The sequence below is a fragment of the Bacillus sp. S3 genome (genome assembly GCF_005154805.1).
In the GTDB taxonomy this organism is placed as follows: Bacteria; Bacillota; Bacilli; order Bacillales; family Cytobacillaceae; genus Neobacillus.
In genome coordinates, this window is record NZ_CP039727.1 from 4,731,527 (window position 1) to 4,748,010 (window position 16,484).

The 16,484-nt window shown below is 40.8% G+C and carries 17 protein-coding genes; 2 read left to right on the forward strand and 15 right to left on the reverse strand.

Going from position 1 to position 16,484, the window contains the following annotated elements; translation table 11 throughout:
• Window positions 1-24 precede the first annotated feature (24 nt).
• The 4 genes from FAY30_RS22630 to FAY30_RS22645 form a co-directional block, all read right to left on the reverse strand.
• Window positions 25-462, reverse strand: coding sequence for an SRPBCC family protein (locus FAY30_RS22630; RefSeq protein ID WP_149871992.1), 438 nt, complete (start codon window positions 460-462; stop codon window positions 25-27).
• A gap of 218 nt (window positions 463-680) precedes the next feature.
• Entirely contained in the window at window positions 681-1,649 is a 969-nt protein-coding gene (locus FAY30_RS22635) for a 2-hydroxyacid dehydrogenase (protein WP_149871993.1), read from the reverse strand.
• A 537-nt stretch (window positions 1,650-2,186) separates the two neighbouring features.
• Window positions 2,187-2,420, reverse strand: coding sequence for a hypothetical protein (locus FAY30_RS22640; protein ID WP_149871994.1), 234 nt, complete (start codon window positions 2,418-2,420; stop codon window positions 2,187-2,189).
• A 386-nt stretch (window positions 2,421-2,806) separates the two neighbouring features.
• Window positions 2,807-3,688, reverse strand: coding sequence for a LysR family transcriptional regulator (locus tag FAY30_RS22645; protein ID WP_149871995.1), 882 nt, complete (start codon window positions 3,686-3,688; stop codon window positions 2,807-2,809).
• A gap of 92 nt (window positions 3,689-3,780) precedes the next feature.
• Here FAY30_RS22645 and hutG point away from each other — a divergent pair, with 92 nt between their 5' ends.
• Both hutG and gltS read left to right on the forward strand, forming a co-directional pair.
• Window positions 3,781-4,785 (forward strand): formimidoylglutamase, encoded by a 1,005-nt coding sequence (gene hutG / locus FAY30_RS22650; RefSeq protein WP_149871996.1) that lies wholly within the window; start codon window positions 3,781-3,783, stop codon window positions 4,783-4,785.
• Entirely contained in the window at window positions 4,769-5,956 is a 1,188-nt protein-coding gene (gene gltS, locus FAY30_RS22655; RefSeq protein WP_149871997.1) for a sodium/glutamate symporter, read from the forward strand. The genes hutG and gltS overlap by 17 nt, the downstream gene beginning before the upstream one ends.
• A gap of 224 nt (window positions 5,957-6,180) precedes the next feature.
• Here the strand turns inward: gltS and araB are convergent, their stop codons facing one another.
• Genes araB through FAY30_RS22710 form a run of 11 tightly spaced genes read right to left on the reverse strand, consistent with a single transcriptional unit; the run spans window position 6,181 to window position 16,455 of the window.
• Window positions 6,181-7,851, reverse strand: a complete 1,671-nt coding sequence (araB, locus tag FAY30_RS22660; RefSeq protein ID WP_149871998.1) for a ribulokinase — start codon at window positions 7,849-7,851, stop codon at window positions 6,181-6,183.
• A 54-nt stretch (window positions 7,852-7,905) separates the two neighbouring features.
• A complete protein-coding gene (locus FAY30_RS22665; RefSeq protein ID WP_149871999.1) occupies window positions 7,906-8,505 on the reverse strand; it encodes a KpsF/GutQ family sugar-phosphate isomerase in 600 nt (199 codons plus the stop codon).
• A gap of 38 nt (window positions 8,506-8,543) precedes the next feature.
• Window positions 8,544-9,224 carry a fructose-6-phosphate aldolase gene (locus FAY30_RS22670; protein WP_149872826.1) on the reverse strand — a complete coding sequence of 227 codons (681 nt, stop codon included), beginning with the start codon at window positions 9,222-9,224 and terminating at the stop codon, window positions 8,544-8,546.
• A 36-nt stretch (window positions 9,225-9,260) separates the two neighbouring features.
• Window positions 9,261-9,935: a D-allulose 6-phosphate 3-epimerase gene (gene alsE, locus FAY30_RS22675; RefSeq protein ID WP_149872000.1), complete on the reverse strand. Its 675-nt coding sequence runs from the start codon at window positions 9,933-9,935 to the stop codon at window positions 9,261-9,263.
• A gap of 35 nt (window positions 9,936-9,970) precedes the next feature.
• The gene (gene hxlB, locus FAY30_RS22680) at window positions 9,971-10,531 is read right to left on the reverse strand and encodes a 6-phospho-3-hexuloisomerase (RefSeq protein WP_223821025.1); all 561 of its coding nucleotides are present in this window, start codon (window positions 10,529-10,531) and stop codon (window positions 9,971-9,973) included.
• 30 nt (window positions 10,532-10,561) lie between these two features.
• Window positions 10,562-11,188 (reverse strand): 3-hexulose-6-phosphate synthase, encoded by a 627-nt coding sequence (gene hxlA, locus FAY30_RS22685; protein ID WP_149872001.1) that lies wholly within the window; start codon window positions 11,186-11,188, stop codon window positions 10,562-10,564.
• 10 nt (window positions 11,189-11,198) lie between these two features.
• Window positions 11,199-11,870, reverse strand: a complete 672-nt coding sequence (gene rpe / locus FAY30_RS22690) for a ribulose-phosphate 3-epimerase (RefSeq protein ID WP_149872002.1) — start codon at window positions 11,868-11,870, stop codon at window positions 11,199-11,201.
• 34 nt (window positions 11,871-11,904) lie between these two features.
• Window positions 11,905-12,852, reverse strand: coding sequence for a ribokinase (locus FAY30_RS22695; protein ID WP_149872003.1), 948 nt, complete (start codon window positions 12,850-12,852; stop codon window positions 11,905-11,907).
• Window positions 12,853-12,868: 16 nt separating this feature from the next.
• Window positions 12,869-13,918: an ABC transporter permease gene (locus FAY30_RS22700; protein ID WP_149872004.1), complete on the reverse strand. Its 1,050-nt coding sequence runs from the start codon at window positions 13,916-13,918 to the stop codon at window positions 12,869-12,871.
• A gap of 1 nt (window position 13,919) precedes the next feature.
• Window positions 13,920-14,957 (reverse strand): ABC transporter permease, encoded by a 1,038-nt coding sequence (locus tag FAY30_RS22705; protein ID WP_223820823.1) that lies wholly within the window; start codon window positions 14,955-14,957, stop codon window positions 13,920-13,922.
• 19 nt (window positions 14,958-14,976) lie between these two features.
• A complete protein-coding gene (locus FAY30_RS22710) occupies window positions 14,977-16,455 on the reverse strand; it encodes a sugar ABC transporter ATP-binding protein (protein ID WP_149872005.1) in 1,479 nt (492 codons plus the stop codon).
• Window positions 16,456-16,484: the final 29 nt, after the last annotated feature.

A 16,484-nucleotide genomic window follows, 5' to 3' on the forward strand; every position in this document is an offset into this window, starting at 1 on the left:
GTCCGTCCCACTGGCTTTCCTTTGTCACTGATTTAATTTTTTGGCGATGGCAATACCCATTTCTTCGGTTATTTTAGGGATAACCGATTTTAAAACTGCATTAATCATTGGCCCCATTGCACCGCCGGCAGTCATATCAAGAAAGCCTGTTATCCGTGTTTTATTATTATCCAACGGCTCTGCCAGAAAATATCCACTGCCTGAAAGGTTCTCATTTAGTCCTTTTAGATCAAACGTAACCCTGGTCGGTTCAATCCATTCTTTTATCGTGATCATCAGATTAACCTTTTTCTTTATCGGCCCCATTTTACTATAGAATTCCCAGGTAGACTGGCGGTTAGTAAATTTCTGATGATGAATATATCCAGGAATAAGTGGTGCCCAGTGATCCATGTCCCTTACAAAATCCCACACCTCATTAATTGGTAAGCCTACCTCAACTTGAAACGTTCCGCTTGGCATTCATTTTCCTTCTCTCCATTTCACTAAAAAAGACCTTCAAAATAGTTAAGGCCCTTTTTATATCTATATGTTCTTACACACATTTGTTGTAATTGGCTTTTTCACCCAAATGAAAAATGCGTTCTGAAGGAGAGGACCCCATAGCGGTCGGTGTCGGAACGGAAAACGTCCTGGAAAAAAAGTCAACAGAAGCGTCCCCATGGTCTTTCTATGTCTATCTATTTGCTGATTACCGGTGTAAGCGGCTTATTGCCATTGAGGACACTCACTAGGTTATCGGCTGCTAGATTTGCCATGTTCGTTCTTGTTTGGATACTAGCACTTCCGATGTGTGGCAAGGTGACAACGTTTGGTAACGTTAATAGTGGATGGTCAACAGGCACCGGCTCTTGTTCAAATACATCAAGTCCCGCGGCCCAAATTTGCCCGTCCTTCAATGCATGGTACAATGCAACCTCATCCACTATGCCGCCTCTGGCCGTGTTGACTAAAATGGCATTTCGTTTCATCAGGGCTAATTCTTTTTCACCAATGAGGTGATGAACCTCAGTGCTATATGGAAGAAGGAGGCAAACATAGTCAGACTGCTGTAATAACTCCGCTAGTGTGGCGTAATGAATTCCCAGCTCTTGTTCCTTTTCCGGCTTTCGCGTCCGATTATAATAGAGAACATTCATATCGAAGCCCTTTGCCCGCTTGACCAGCGCTTCGCCAATTCGCCCTAAACCGATGATCCCGATGGTGGCGCCATAAATATCCTGACCCGTCAGCTGCATCGGGGACCATGTCTTCCAGTCACCATTACGCAAATAGTCAGAGGATTCGACGACCCTTCGTGCGGCAGCCATTAACAGCGTAAAGGTTAAATCTGCTGTCGTTTCCGTCAATACACCAGGGGTATTAGTGACGACAATCCCTTTCCTGGCAGCCGCTTGAATATCAATATGGTTATAGCCAACCGCTAATGTACTAATCACCTTTAAAGAAGGCGCTTTCGTTAAAACCTCTTCATCAATCGTCTCCGTTAATAAACAAAAAAGTCCATCCACATCCTCAATCTCTTTTAGTAAAACATCCCTTGGAACAGGAACATCTTCCTCTTGCCACATTCTCACATAAAAATGGCTTGAAAGTTTATCAACGATTTCCGCAGGCAGCTTTCTTGTTATATACACCTTACTTTTCAACTGATTCTCCACCTTTCGAGCCTTGCCCGGCACTAATAGCAAAAAATGATTTTAATGACGGATACAACCCGATAAACACATTATATAATTTATCGTAAATTTTCAATTGATCTGTCTCTGGTAGTCTGATTCCGGATTATTGCCTTAGCGGCGCTTTCTAATGAAGAAAATTACCCAACACCGGGGCGTGACAAGGTACCTGAATCCTTAAAGACATTTTTCATCGTTTCGAAGTGGGGTTTGTCCTTAAGAAGCCTTATTAAAGACATTTTCTCCTCTTGATCGGGGCGTTTTGTCTTTAAGAAGCCTTATTAAAGACATTTCCTCCTCTTTTCTAGATTGTTTTGTCCTTAAGACCGCTTTTTAAGGACATTTTCTCCTCTTGCTCGGGGCGTTTTGTCTTTAACATCCTTCATCAAGCCATGGTCAATTCCACAACCATGGCTAATTTTTTTTGAAGAACTACTTTTTCACTTTGTGTAAGGATAAAGCAGTACAAGAGGGCCCCTGTTTCTTCTATATACTGTTCATCACGTATTATCCTAAACTTTGACGTCGTTTTTCCCGATTTCTCTGTAATTCCCCTTGTTTCCATATATATTTTTGCATATACAGCTTTAAAACATCTTTCATGGTCTTCCCATTTCTTTCTACAGCTTCCCGAAAATCATTTTTAACATTTTCCGGAATTTCGATACTTAGCCGTGCCGTTTTAACCTGCGATTCTAGCCCCTTTTTCAACCTTATGTTCTTTGTTCGTATTTTACACATGGATATCCCCCTCCATTTGATTATTTGAGAGCAAAAAACCCCTTCCAAAGATAACCTATTAAATTAAACATTTTAAATAGTCTAAAGATTATCTAATTTTAACAACTGAAAGCGAATACATTAAAACAATATTTTTCGACAAAAATCGACAATTTTACTATTATCCATGATAGAATCGTCATATAAAAAAGTATGTCTTTCTATGGTTTGTTTGGTTTGGCGATTAAACAATACCACGAAAGAGCATACTTTTCGTTTTTTTCTGTTTTCTAGAATAAAGAAGAGTCGCTAAAGAGCCATCGCGGTTCAATTTCGTTCTTCCCATGATCTCTTTCATTCACTTTTCCTTGTTCAAAAAGCCAGCAGAACCGTCTGTCCCCTTGGTCTTAGCCAAACCTCCACAGAATATCCTCTATAAAAACCTGAATCGAAGGGGCAAGAAAGCGATTTTTCAAGTAAGTTAAATAAACGGTTCTTTCAAGAGAGGGAGAATCAAGCGTTCTCCAGACAACAGACTCATCCTTTGGTCCACGTAAATAATTTTCAGGGATAATCGTAATCCCGAGGTTTTCTCTTACCAATGTAATGGCAGTCTCAAACCGTTCAATTTCATATTTAAGATTAGGCGTCGCCTGTTCGTGTTGAAACGCTTCTAGAATATCTTCCCTCGTCTGAAATCCTTCCGTACAAATAATAAATGGCTCTCTTTCCAACTCTTTGATTTCAATCGATTCCTTTTGAGACAACGGGTGATCCTTTGGCAAAACCAGCACCAATCTTTCATGATACAACGGCTTCGATTCAATATCTTCTTCAAAAACATACTGGTTTGTAATAATGACATGAGAAGAATAATTCCTCAAGGAATCATTCACATCTTTTCCGCTCAACACTTCCATCAGCTTAATTTTTATAGAAGGAAAACGAACTTGGTACTCGCTGAGTACTTTTGGAATCCAATGCTTGACGGACTCAATCATCCCAATATGAAGTACACCGCTGCCAACCAGCTTTACCTCTCCCATCTCCTTTTTCAAGATGTCCATCTGGGAAATAAGCTGGACCGATTTTTTATATAAAATTTTTCCAGCGTCCGTCAATTGAATTTTTCTTGTACTTCTTTCTAACAGCGGGGAGCCGACTTCATGCTCTAAATTTTTTATAGCATTGCTTAAAGAAGGTTGTGAAATATGCAGCAACTGCGCGGCTTTTGAGTAACTCAACTGATCAGAAACAGTTACAAAATAATTTAAGGTTTTTAAATCCAACACAATCTCCCCTTCTTATTTATAACTTCAAACTATAAATATATTAAAATTATATATTAGAAATTATAAGTATGTCATTATAATATTGAAGTATGAAGATTCAGAAAGGATGCGAGAGCGTGCGACATAATAGTTCACCAGATTTATGGTCCGGACGAACGGACCATACAGAAAGAAGAAGCAGTTTCCGCTACCATCAAATCGTAGAATTGATTGACTGGAAAAAATTAAGCCCTTTCAATAAGAAGACCTGTGCCATAATTGGATTCGAATGTGAGGAAGGAGTGCGGCGCAATCAAGGGCGATTAGGTGCTGCAAAAGCTCCAAACGCTATAAGGCAAGCGCTCGCAAGTCTCCCTTGGAAACTGCAGGAAGGAACTCGCTTGATTGATGCAGGGAATGTCAGCTGCGAAAACAATCAGCTCGAAGAAGCACAGAAAGCCTTGGGTAACACTGTTTTCAATATCCTTTCAAATGCTGCTACCCCGATTATTTTGGGCGGCGGCCATGAAACATTGTACGGACATTATTTAGGGGTCCGGAAACATATTGGTAAAGACGCTTCACTGGGAATCATTAATATAGATGCCCATTTCGATCTGCGTTCCTATGAAGAACATCCTTCGTCAGGAACCATGTTTAAGCAAATCTTAGAACAGGATTCAAATAGCGACTATTTCGTGCTGGGAATCCAGCGTTTTGGGAATACACAAGAACTATTCGATACAGCGGACAACCTCGGCGCCTGCTATATTTATGAAGAAGATATGCACGATGGCCAGATGGATATGATCATTTCTAAAATAAACGAATTCATCCAAAAACACGATTATATCCTGCTGACCCTTTGTACGGATGTCTTAAATGCAGCCTTTGCACCTGGAGTCAGCGCCCCCTCTCCATTTGGTTTAACACCAATGGCTGTCCGTACCTTGATCCGTACTGTTGCATCACATCAAAAAACACTTTCCTTCGATATTTGTGAAGTGAATCCTTCTCTTGATGAGAATGGAAGAACCGTTAAGCTAGGTGCATATTTAACAAACGAAGCTATTATGGCATTTTTAGGAGGACATCACGATGACACTAGAACTTAATCAAGTAACCACAATTTTTTTAGCCGTCGCATTATATGTATTAGGAACATTCCTTGTAAACAAAGCGGGCTTTCTGCAAAAATTTTGCATTCCGGCACCCGTTGTCGGAGGACTATTGTTTGCCACCATCGCAACAGTTCTAAAAGCAACCGGCCTTCTAAACATTACCTTAGATACCTCACTGCAAAGCCTATTCATGCTCACGTTCTTCACCACAATCGGCTTGGGAGCCAGCTTTAGACTCGTCAAGCTCGGTGGAAAATTGCTCGTGATTTACTGGATTGCCTGCGGATTCCTTGCCCTCATGCAAAACGTGATTGGTGTCTCGCTTGCCTCATTGTTCGGCATTCATCCACTGATTGGAATGATGGCCGGAGCGGTTTCAATGGAAGGCGGACATGGTGCCGCTGGAGCATTTGGCCAAACTCTTGAAGATATGGGGATTCATTCAGCATTATCGATTGGAATTGCTGCTGCTACCTTTGGCCTCGTTGCCGGCGGCCTTGTCGGCGGACCGATTGTCAAATATTTAGTTGGCAAATACAATCTTAAACCGACTGAAACGGAAGAAGTCACTGCCGGCCCAGAAGAAAAGGACGAACCGATTACGACAAATACTTTTTTCGTTCAAGTTCTTATGATTACCTTCTGTATGGCATTAGGCACGTATTTAGGTGAATTGTTCTCATCAGCCACCAGCATTGTCCTTCCAAGTTATGTCGGTGCCATGTTTGTGGCAGTCATCGTCCGCAACATCGTGGACAAGCTAAACCCAAAAGCGATCGACATGAAAAGCATCAACCTGATTGGCGACGTTACACTGGGCATTTTCCTATCGATGGCACTTATGAGTATCAAACTTTGGGAAGTCGCAGATCTCGCGCTGCCGATGTTAGTTATTGTCTTTGTACAAGTTATTTTTATTGTCCTATTCGGTACGTTCGTTTTATTCCGATTACTCGGTAAAGATTATGATGCTGCTGTAATGGTAGCAGGATTTACCGGCCACGGCCTTGGTGCTACACCAAATGCAATGGCCAATATGTTTGCCGTAACCGCCCGATTTGGCCCTTCACGAAAAGCATTCCTAGTTGTCCCAATCGTAGGCGCCTTCCTAATTGACGTATTCGGCATGCCAATTATTATTGCAACAATTAATTTGTTCAAATAAATAGATTAATCCACAGGGGTCAGTTCCGCTACCGAATGTAGCGAGACTGACCCCTGTATTGTTTCAATTGAAAGGGAAAACGAAGGTAATACTTAAAGCAAAGGAAAAAATCGATTGTCGGCGCGCATTAGATACCGTTTCTTTTTACAGTGCAAGCACTAAGCCAAATGAAAAAAGCCAGCCGAACTGTAAAACCAAGAGAACGTCCGTCCCCTGGCCTCAGTTTACACACTCTGTTCTTTTCTAATAGCCTTTATTCGCTTCATGGACTCTTTTGTATATATTCCGAAGTGGTCATATAATGCTGCGTATTCACGGTACAAATGATTGTATATTTCTACATTTTCGGGGATGGGGTAGTACACTTTGTCATCCAATTTCCCCATTACTTGGCCTGCTTCAAAGACGTCGTCATAACCGCCTAGTGCTGAACCGGCCGCAACGGCTCCAAAGATGGCGCTGGCTAGAGCGGGAGCTTGGGAGGATCCACCGATTTTCACTGGCATATCAAGGACATCCGCATAAATTTGCATCATTAAGGCGTTCTTTCGGGCGATTCCTCCAGCTGCAAAAAATTCATTGACGGGTACGCCATGATTCCTAAAGGTTTCCACTATTTTCCTCGTGCCATAAGCAGCTGATTCGATTAATGCGCGATAAATTTCTTCCGGCTTTGTTTGAAGTGTTAATCCCACAATCAAGCCAGTTAAGTCCACATCGACCAAAGTGGAACGGTTGCCATTCCACCAGTCTAGTGCGACTAATCCATTTTCACCGGCACGTAACTGTTGGGCCTTTTTTGTCAAATAGTCATGTATACCTATTCCTTCATGTTCAGCAAGTTTCGTATACTCTGCACTGACGCAGTTATCGACAAACCAGCCAAACGTATCTCCAACACAATTTTGACCGGCTTCATAGCCAAAAAAACCTGGAACGATACCATCTTCTACCACTCCGCAAATACCCGGTACGGACTGCTCTTTCTCGCTAAGGATTAAATGACAGCTGGAGGTTCCAATGATATTAAGCATTTTTCCTGGGCCATCCACTTTCAGTGCAGGGAAGCATACATGGGCATCCGCATGTCCGATTGCTACTGAGGTGCCGACCCTTAATCCGGTCATGCCGGCTGCCCTCCCGGTGATTTCCCCTGCTTTTTCTCCAATTGGGGTAACTGGAATATTAAGCTTTTCTTCCACCACATTTTCTAAACGGGGATCAAGTTCCTTAAAGAATTCCCGCTGTGGATAGCCATCTTGTTTATGCCAAATGGCCTTATAACCTGCAGTACATGCATTACGTGTATGGTTACCTGTTAGCTGCCAAACTACCCAGTCTGCTGCTTCAATAAAATAATCCGCTTCTTCATAGATGCATGGTGCCTCATCCAAAATTTGCCACACCTTCGGAATTAACCATTCGGAGGAAATTTTACCCCCATAGCGATTCAGCCATTTTTGATTATCCATTTTCACAGCGATCTCATTTAATTGATCTGCCTTATCCTGTGCTGCATGGTGTTTCCATAGTTTCACATATGCATGTGGTTCCTCTTTATATTCATCCAAAAAGCAAAGCGGCGTTCCATCTGATTTAATTGGAATGATTGTGCAGGCTGTAAAATCAATGCCAATTCCGATAATATCATCAGGAGACACACTGGCTTCTTCGATCACATTTGGTATAGTTGTCGAAAGTACATCCAGATAGTCTTGCGGATGCTGTAAGGCCCAATCCGGAAGAAGTGTCTTTCCACTTGGTAAAGAATACTCCATAACCCCATGCTTATATTCTAATGTACTCGTGGCTAATTCTTCTCCCGTACTCACATCAACAAGAATCGCACGCCCAGACAACGTACCAAAATCAATTCCAATCGTATACTTTGACATGCATCATACCTCCAGCAATATTTCTCCGTTACTGTTAAATTTCTTAAATGTCTTCTATAGCCTCTTTAAACTATTTCCAACTTTTCCACCTGGATGAATGACAGCAAATTCTTCTTTCGTAAAGCCTCTAAATCTAGTGATAGCAATACAAATTGCATCAAAAACGGCAATTGTTGCTAAAATACTAGATGTAGCCAGCATATTAAAATCATCGGGTTCTTTACTAATTTTTATTTTTAAAAGTGCATTAGCTTCATGTGCGATATATGAATTTTCTGATTCGGTAACAGCAATAATTGTTGCACCTTTAACTTTGCAGCTAGGAATGATATTATTAATTTCTTGAGTTTCCCCACCTTTAGAGAATACAATAACAATATCCTGACTTTGCACTACTCCTAACCCACCGTGGACTGCATTTGAAGGTGATAAAAATAGTGCAGGGCATTCTATGCAACTGAGAGTATGTGCAATTTTTTTAGCCGCTGCTGCAGAAGTTCCACAACCGGTTGTAATAATCTTCCCTTTACAATCCATTATTAGTTCAACAACTTTATTAATCTGTTCTTCATCCAAGTTATCTTTTATTTCTTCAATTGATTCTGATTCTTTAATGAGTGTATCATTAACCGAATCTATTATTTTTGAAAACATTCGTAATCACTCCCCTTTCATGTGATATCAGATGATATTTACAGATCTTGTAAAGTTACGCCATTACCATACACTTCTTCCCAATCACTTTTAAAATTACTAACGGCCTCTTCAATAGCAGGCATTTTCAACGAATGACTAAGCAAGCTAGGATCAACGGTCGCACAATGTGCACCACTCTCATACGCTCTCATTACTTGTCCAATATTCTTAAAACTAGCAGCTAATATCTTTGTTTCCATATTGTATTCCTTGATTAGGTTACTAAAATGGTTAATAACGGAAGTTGGGTTAATGTTAATATTTTCCATTCTGTTAAAATATGGAGCTATGTAATCTGATCCAGCCATAATTGCAAAATCACCTTGAGCCATGGTGTAAATCGCTGTTGCTGTAATTTTAAATTGTTCCCTTTTAAGAATTCGTATCGTTTTTAGTCCTTCCTCATTAACTGGAACTTTAATGTAAATATCCTTACCAAGTCTTTCCGCGATTGTGTATGCTTCTTTCACCATTTTCTCACTTGAGTCAGTTGTAACTTGGACATGTAAGGAACAATCAGTTCCAACGATGTTTCTGATGTTCTTCAGATGATTAAATACGTCTAAGCGACCTTCCTTTTTCAGGATACTTGGATTCCAGGTTACACCTTTTATAGGAAAAATTTTCGAATAATATTCAATATCATGTAAATTTGCCGTGTCAAACATTAATTCCATTTTAAATTCTCCTTTTACAACTACCATTGGATATTCTTATTTCGTAACCTCATAAAAATTTTCATAAGCTTGGCTACACGCTTTCAATAAATCGTCGTCCAAATTGAACAATCCAGAGGATCCAAGGACAAAAATATCTGCTCCTGCATCTTTTAACCGTTTAAATGTTCCTTTATTAACAGCTCCATCTACCTGAATTTTATAGGTATATCCGTTCTCTTCTCTTAATCTTGCTGCAGCTTTTATCTTATCGAGCATTTCATTGATGAAGGGCTGCCCAGCAAATCCAGGATCAACGGTTAGAATCGTTAATAACTCAACCCTGCCTAAATAGGTTTCAACAAAACTTATTGGTGTTGCTGGATTTAATACAACTCCAACCTTACAGCCCTCATTTTCAATCATATTAAATATACGGAAGGCGTCATTACTAATTGTTTCCGCATGAGGTGAAATATAGGTTGCACCTGCCCTTGCACAAGGTTGAATCCAGTGTTCAGGATGAGTTGTGGCTAAGTGAGCGTCCATCGGCTTTTTTACCACTTTAGAAAAAGCTTGTATAAGATCGGGTGACAAAGAAAGGTTTTTGCTGTAATGCCCATCAATTATATCAATATGAAAATACTCTACATTTTGATTTAATATCTCTATCTGTTCCTTCACATGTAAAAAATCCATACACATTAGTGAGGCTGAAAATTGTGGTTTCATTTTCTTCTCCTTTTGAAAAATAAAATCGATTAGGTTTATTCTAGATTCGCATGGCATTGCCATAAATCGTCAAGTACAAGTTGTTTATCTTCTATCATCATCGCGGCAGTAATATCGCCAAAAAGTAAAAGCGTTTGCTCAAACAAAGAAGTCATCGGCTGCTTGGATTGAACCTCGTCTGAATTTTTCAGTTTACTCGCCACAGGAATCCTCAGGAAAAAATCTGTATATTCCTTTATACTCCCCTTTGGGTTGCTCCCAATATGAATGACGGTTGCGCCAATTTTCTTTGCCTTCTTAGCAATTTCTACAGGGATTAAAGTGTTCCCGCTGCCAGATCCAACGACTAAAATATCTTTGGCCGTGATCGCCGGCTCGGTTATGTCCCCAACAATGACAGAATGAATGCCGATATGGGCATATCGCTTACAAATTGATTTTAACGAGAGTAAAACACGGCCAACACCAATAAAGAAAACCTTTTCCGCCTGTTCAATCATCGTGATATACTGGACAACGCTTTCAGAATCGATGGATTTTAAAGCCTGCATACATTCATTAAGGGCAATCTCACTTTTTTCCTCGTACATCTGCACATTTACCAAATGACTCCCCACCCTCGCATTCTATAAATCTAGCAATTGCTTGATACGTTTCGCACTTTCCTTACGATCATCCTGGCCAGTTATCCCGTTGCCTACAATTACAATTTCAGGTTGAAACGGGACAACCTTATCGACGGAATGAATCGTGATTCCTCCCGCTATCGCAGTATACTGGGATCCAACCGTTCTCTGAACTCTTGATAAGGTATCGAACGGACTTTGTGTATCTTGTACATCGAAGGCAGTATGGACACAAATATAATCAACACCAAGCTCGAGCAATTCTTTCGCTCTTTCTTCTACATTCTGGACACACATCATATCAGCAAGTATCTTTCCGTTCCGATTTTTGGCAGCCCTGACAGCCCCTTTAATCGTTTCATCATGGGTAATTCCCATAACGGTTACGATTTGTGCACCCGCCTTAAAGGCGATTTCCGCTTCAAATTCACCTGCGTCCATAATTTTCGTATCAGCTAATACTGATTTAGTGGGAAATTCCTGTGAAATGACCCTGACAGGTTCCATTCCATAATCAATGATCATCGGGGTACCCACTTCGATCACGTCAATATACTCTGCTACATCATGAAGAATCGCTAAAGCCTCTTTTGTATCACATGTATCTAATGCAAGTTGTAATTTCATCGCTACCCCCTCATGAATAGATGATTTCCCTAAATTTATGGCAGTTTTCTATAATCGAAGATTCCTTGTGAAAAATGCTCGAAGATCCCCCGACGTAAATATTTGCCCCTTTTTCATGCATAAGCTTGGCATTTTCAAAGCTCACATTCCCGTCAACTTCGATTAATATATGTTGATAACCGCTTTCGTCCAACATATTGCGAAGTCTGGCAATTTTATCTAGCGTGCTGGGAATTAATTTCTGTCCAGCAAATCCCGGATCAACTGTCATAATCAGAACCATATCCAAATCAGGTAACAAATCTTCAATCACGCCAATGGGTGTCCCTGGATTTAACGCAATACCAACCTTTGCACCTATATCCTTTATCATTCCCAGTGCTCGATGCACATGCGGTGTTGCTTCATAATGAATGCAAATGATATCCTCCGGGCTGCAATTCGTAAGATAATGAAAGCTGTTCTCAGGATTATTGATCATTAAATGAATATCTAACGGAATCGCAGTCACTTTCCTAAGTTCATTTATAAAGTCAAAACTAAGCGTAATATTAGGAACAAAGTGGTTATCCATAATATCTACATGGAGATAATCTACTTTCGCCTTTTCCAATATGCGCAGATCGTGCTCAATGTTCATTAAATCGATGCACATTAAAGATGGTGCCATCTTCCTTTCCATACCAATACCTCCAGGATATTTTTCGAAAAATCAATCAATTTAAATTAACGCTATTATTATTTGCCTGTAAAAATGCCTCAACTTCTTCCGTATCAGGGATAGAGCTTTGGGCTCCATTACGGGAGACGCAAATGGCTGCAGCTGCCTGGGCAAATTGAATACCCGTTTCCAGTGGATATCCCTGACATAGTTTGATTGCTAATGACGCATTAAAAGTGTCCCCAGCTCCAGTAGAGTCAACTGCATCCACTTTAAACGGGGGATACATTTTACCCACTGCGCCATCGTATACATAAGCCCCCCTGCTTCCCATTTTTAAAATAACAAACGTTGGAGTGACTCTCTCATAAAGCTGCTGAGCTGCTTGAAGTGCTTGTTCTTCACTATCAATCGAAATCCCTGTTAAGGCTTCCGTTTCTGCCTCATTTGGTGAAATGATATAAATCCCTTTTAAGCGATCCAACGGGATATTCATCGCAGGACCCGCATCTAGGAAAACCGGAATATTATTCTCTTTAGCCATTTCATACGTTCGATAAACGGTTTCTAACGGCATTTCTAATTGCATTAACACCATATCATAGTCATTTGCAGCGATTGCTTTCATCACATCATCTGCATGCAAATGGTTATTGGCCCCAAGCACCGTTAACGAAAAGTATTTGCCTTCGTCATCCACCATAATCGGTGCAATTCCCGTTTGCGACTCTTGATCCGTGACAACAAACGTTGTATCGATCCCAACTCTATTTAATTCCGTTTGAATCGTATGCCCATTGTGATCATCACCAATTCTGCCCACCATGCTTACGTTTGCACCTTGCAATGCCGCGGCATAGGCTTGATTCGCGCCCTTACCGCCTGTTGCGTAGTTATAACGGCTGCACGCAATGGATTCCCCAAACTTGGGTATTTTCGGAACACCATAAACGATCAAGTCCATGTTGATACTTCCGACGACAAGAATGTTCGCTTGTTTCATACCGGTCAACACACCCCTATTGACTCATTCTGATTAACTTTGCTTCTTTCTTCTTATCCAACACAAAGTTGACAATTAAAATAGCAATCAGCGCAATACCAAAAATCATATCTCGATAGAAATTGCTGATTTGCGGGAACATATTTAAATAGGAAGAAATCAGTTGGACAATGACGGTAGCTAGAAAAATACCGTATATCTTTCCTTTCCCACCGTCGGGATTCACGCCGCCTAACACGGCAATCAAAATCGTCAACATGACAAAACTAGATCCGAAGTCTGCCTTTGCCGAATTGATTCTTGCCAAACTTAATAATCCAGCAGTTGCTCCTAATACCCCTGACAGCATATACGCTTTCACGATAATGTTATGATTCTTGATTCCAGCAAACTTAGCTGCTTTGCTATTGGTTCCTAGTAAATAAACGCGCGTTCCGAATTTTGTTTTGGCGATCACATAAGCCACAACTATGACAGCTAAAATATAAATAACAAAGGATAGAGGGAAGATTCCAAATATGATTGTCGACCCTAACAGAGTAAATGGTCTTGGCAAGCCGCTGACAATCCCTCCTTTAGTAATAACAATCGCAATCCCCATATATAATTGCATCGTTCCCAATGTCGCTAACATCGCCGGTATACGAAGACGGGCGATTAAGAATCCATTAAATGCACCGCATAGAATGCCCGTTAGGATGCCCAGCAAAATTGCCAGTGTGATAAACAGAACCTGTTCTGGCCCTGTTGCCATCAATGCGAACTTTTGCATAAACATTCCCGATATGATGGCACTGAGATTCGCGATATAAACAACAGATAAATCAATTCCTCCGGCAATCATCGCAATACTTACACCGATGGCCATCAACCCATATTCAACCAGCTGTTTTTCCATTGACAGGAAGTTAGCTAAAGAGAGAAAACTGGCAGGTTTCGTTACACTAGCAAGGACAAAAATAGCAAGCATAATCGTTACTAATCTCAAAATATTTCCATCCAAACCATTAAGCTTAAATGGTACTCTTTTTTTCAGATAAGGTGTCCTGTTTAATTCACTGTTCATGTTAAGCTACCTCCATCTTCTTCCGCCTTGTTCCTTTGAAACCCTTCAGGTTATAGACCTGAATGACTGAAATAGCTGTACCGATAATAATAATGGCGCCGATGATAAATTTTTGCCAATAAATAGGTACACCAATGAGAATTAAACTATTCGTTACAATCGTCAGCAATAAAGTTCCTAACACACAACCGGTCAGTGTTCCTACCCCACCCATTAATCGGGTACCGCCAAGGATTACCGCTGCAATAACGATCATTTCTTTCCCAGCAAACTCAGTAGGTAAAAAATAGGTAGATTCAACGGAGTAGCAGACACCTGCAATCGCTGCGAGCCCGCCGCTAATCGTAAACACACCGAAACGGGTCCGCTTCACATTAAATCCGGCCCTTTCCGCAGACGTTGCATCCCCACCCACGGCAAATACACCGCGTCCAGCCATCGTAAAGTTTAGAATGAGATACGTAATCAGGTACAATCCAACAGCAATAAGAAACGTTACCGGCAGGGAGGATCCTAAACCCGTTTTTGCATTTGTAACGGTGATGAGCGATTGTTGTCCGAATTCAGTCATCGAGCTTGGCAGTTTAATCCGTCCCGCTTCAAAAACGCCTAATAATATGCCGCTAAAAATGGATGTGGTCCCTAAGGTAACAATCAAACTTGGAAAATTATATTTTGCGATAATAAATCCGTTAATGGCACCCATCAATAAGCCAAAAAAGATGGCTACCAGGAATACCACAACGATTGGACCGCTATAACCCGTTTGGAACACAAACTCAGTGGCTAAGTATCCACTCAGGGCAGCAATTAAAGGAAAGGAGACGTCCGGACCCGTGCTAATAAAGCCCAGATAGGCACAAATTGCATAAATTAATGGAACGGTCATGGAACGCAAGAGATCGACGATATTATTATTTGAAAAGAAAAGGCCCGATTTAGCTTGGATCATCATGCTCAGCAAAATAATTATGAGGAAAACATAGAATTCAGGTCTTGTTGCAGTCTTTTTCAGGTTCTTGCTGGAAAACATACTCATGATTCACACCCCTTGTTCACTAAATATATGCAGATAGTACATCAGCATTTAATTCTTCACCGGCAATTTCACCTGTTATGGTTCCATTTTGCATCGCAATGACGCGGTCACACGTCGTAAGAATTTCAGATATATCATCAGATGCGACGATAATTCCCATTCCTTCATTGGCTAATTTACGTAACAATTTATGTATGTCATACTTAGCCCCGATATCGACGCCTACCGTGGGACCATTCAAGATCAATACTTTAGGGCCGACAGCAATCCAGCGCGCTAACACCACTTTCTGCTGGTTTCCGCCTGATAAGGTGGAGACTGGAAACTCATCATTTTTGGTTGCGACGCCAAGATCCTTTACCCCTTTCTTTGACTCTTCATTAAATGCTTGGCGATTAATTACACCAAGAGAATTTGATAGATTCTCTAATTTGGTAACGGTAATATTTTGCTTGATGGATTGTGGTAAAAAAAGCCCTTCTGTTAATCGATCTTCCGGAACTAATGCAATCCCAAGCTCCTGGGCTTTGGATGGATTCGGGATATCTACCAGTTTATTTTCGACTAAAAGCTCCCCTTCATATGGCCGTTGTAATCCAAATAAAGCCAATGTTAATTCCGTCCTTCCCGAACCAAGCTGTCCAGTAATTCCTAGAATTTCACCCTTCCGTAATTGGAAACTAACATTCTCAAAACCTTGGGAAGAAAGATTCTTCGCTTCCAGTACCCTTTCTCCCAAACTAGTACTTTTACTCAATCCCTCTCCATCAAAATGACGGCCCGTCATATGATAACTAAATTTCTCTTCATCCATCTCAGTAACAGGACAAGAGATCACATTTTCACCACTTCTTAAAATCGTTACACTGTCACAAATCTCAAAAACCTCATCTAATTTGTGTGAAACAAAGAGAATCGTGACTCCCTCTTTTTTGAGCCTGTCGATGATTGCAAACAATCGTTTGACTTCCTTCTTTGTTAAGGCGGTGGTCGGTTCGTCCATAATAATGAGTTTTGAATCATCCAGCAGTGCTCTAGAGATGGCGATTAATTGTTTGTCAGCAACCGGAAGGGTTTCGACTAACGCATCTAAATCAACGTCAAAGTTAATTTTACTGACCGCTTCCTCAGCAATCCGCCTAAACTCTTTCCGATTCACAAATTTCTTTTTCCTTGCTAAAACCTGATTAAAAGCTAAGTTTTCGACAACGGAAAGGTTCGGAAATACAGAGAAATCTTGATAAATAATTTGAATGCCCTGCTTGATGGCCTCAGCCGGGGTCATATTGGTAAATACGTTTCCATTTATTTCGATTTCACCTGCATCTGGCTGGTGAACACCTGAAATCACTTTAATAATAGTAGATTTACCGCAGCCATTTTCTCCAGCTAGGCAGTGTACTTCACCTTTCTTTATATGTAGGTCAACACCTTTTAAAGCATGAACTCCTCCAAAGGATTTTTGAATGCCTTTTAAAGAAATGATATTTTCTGCCATATTACCCCTCCTTAAGCGTAGAATGTCTA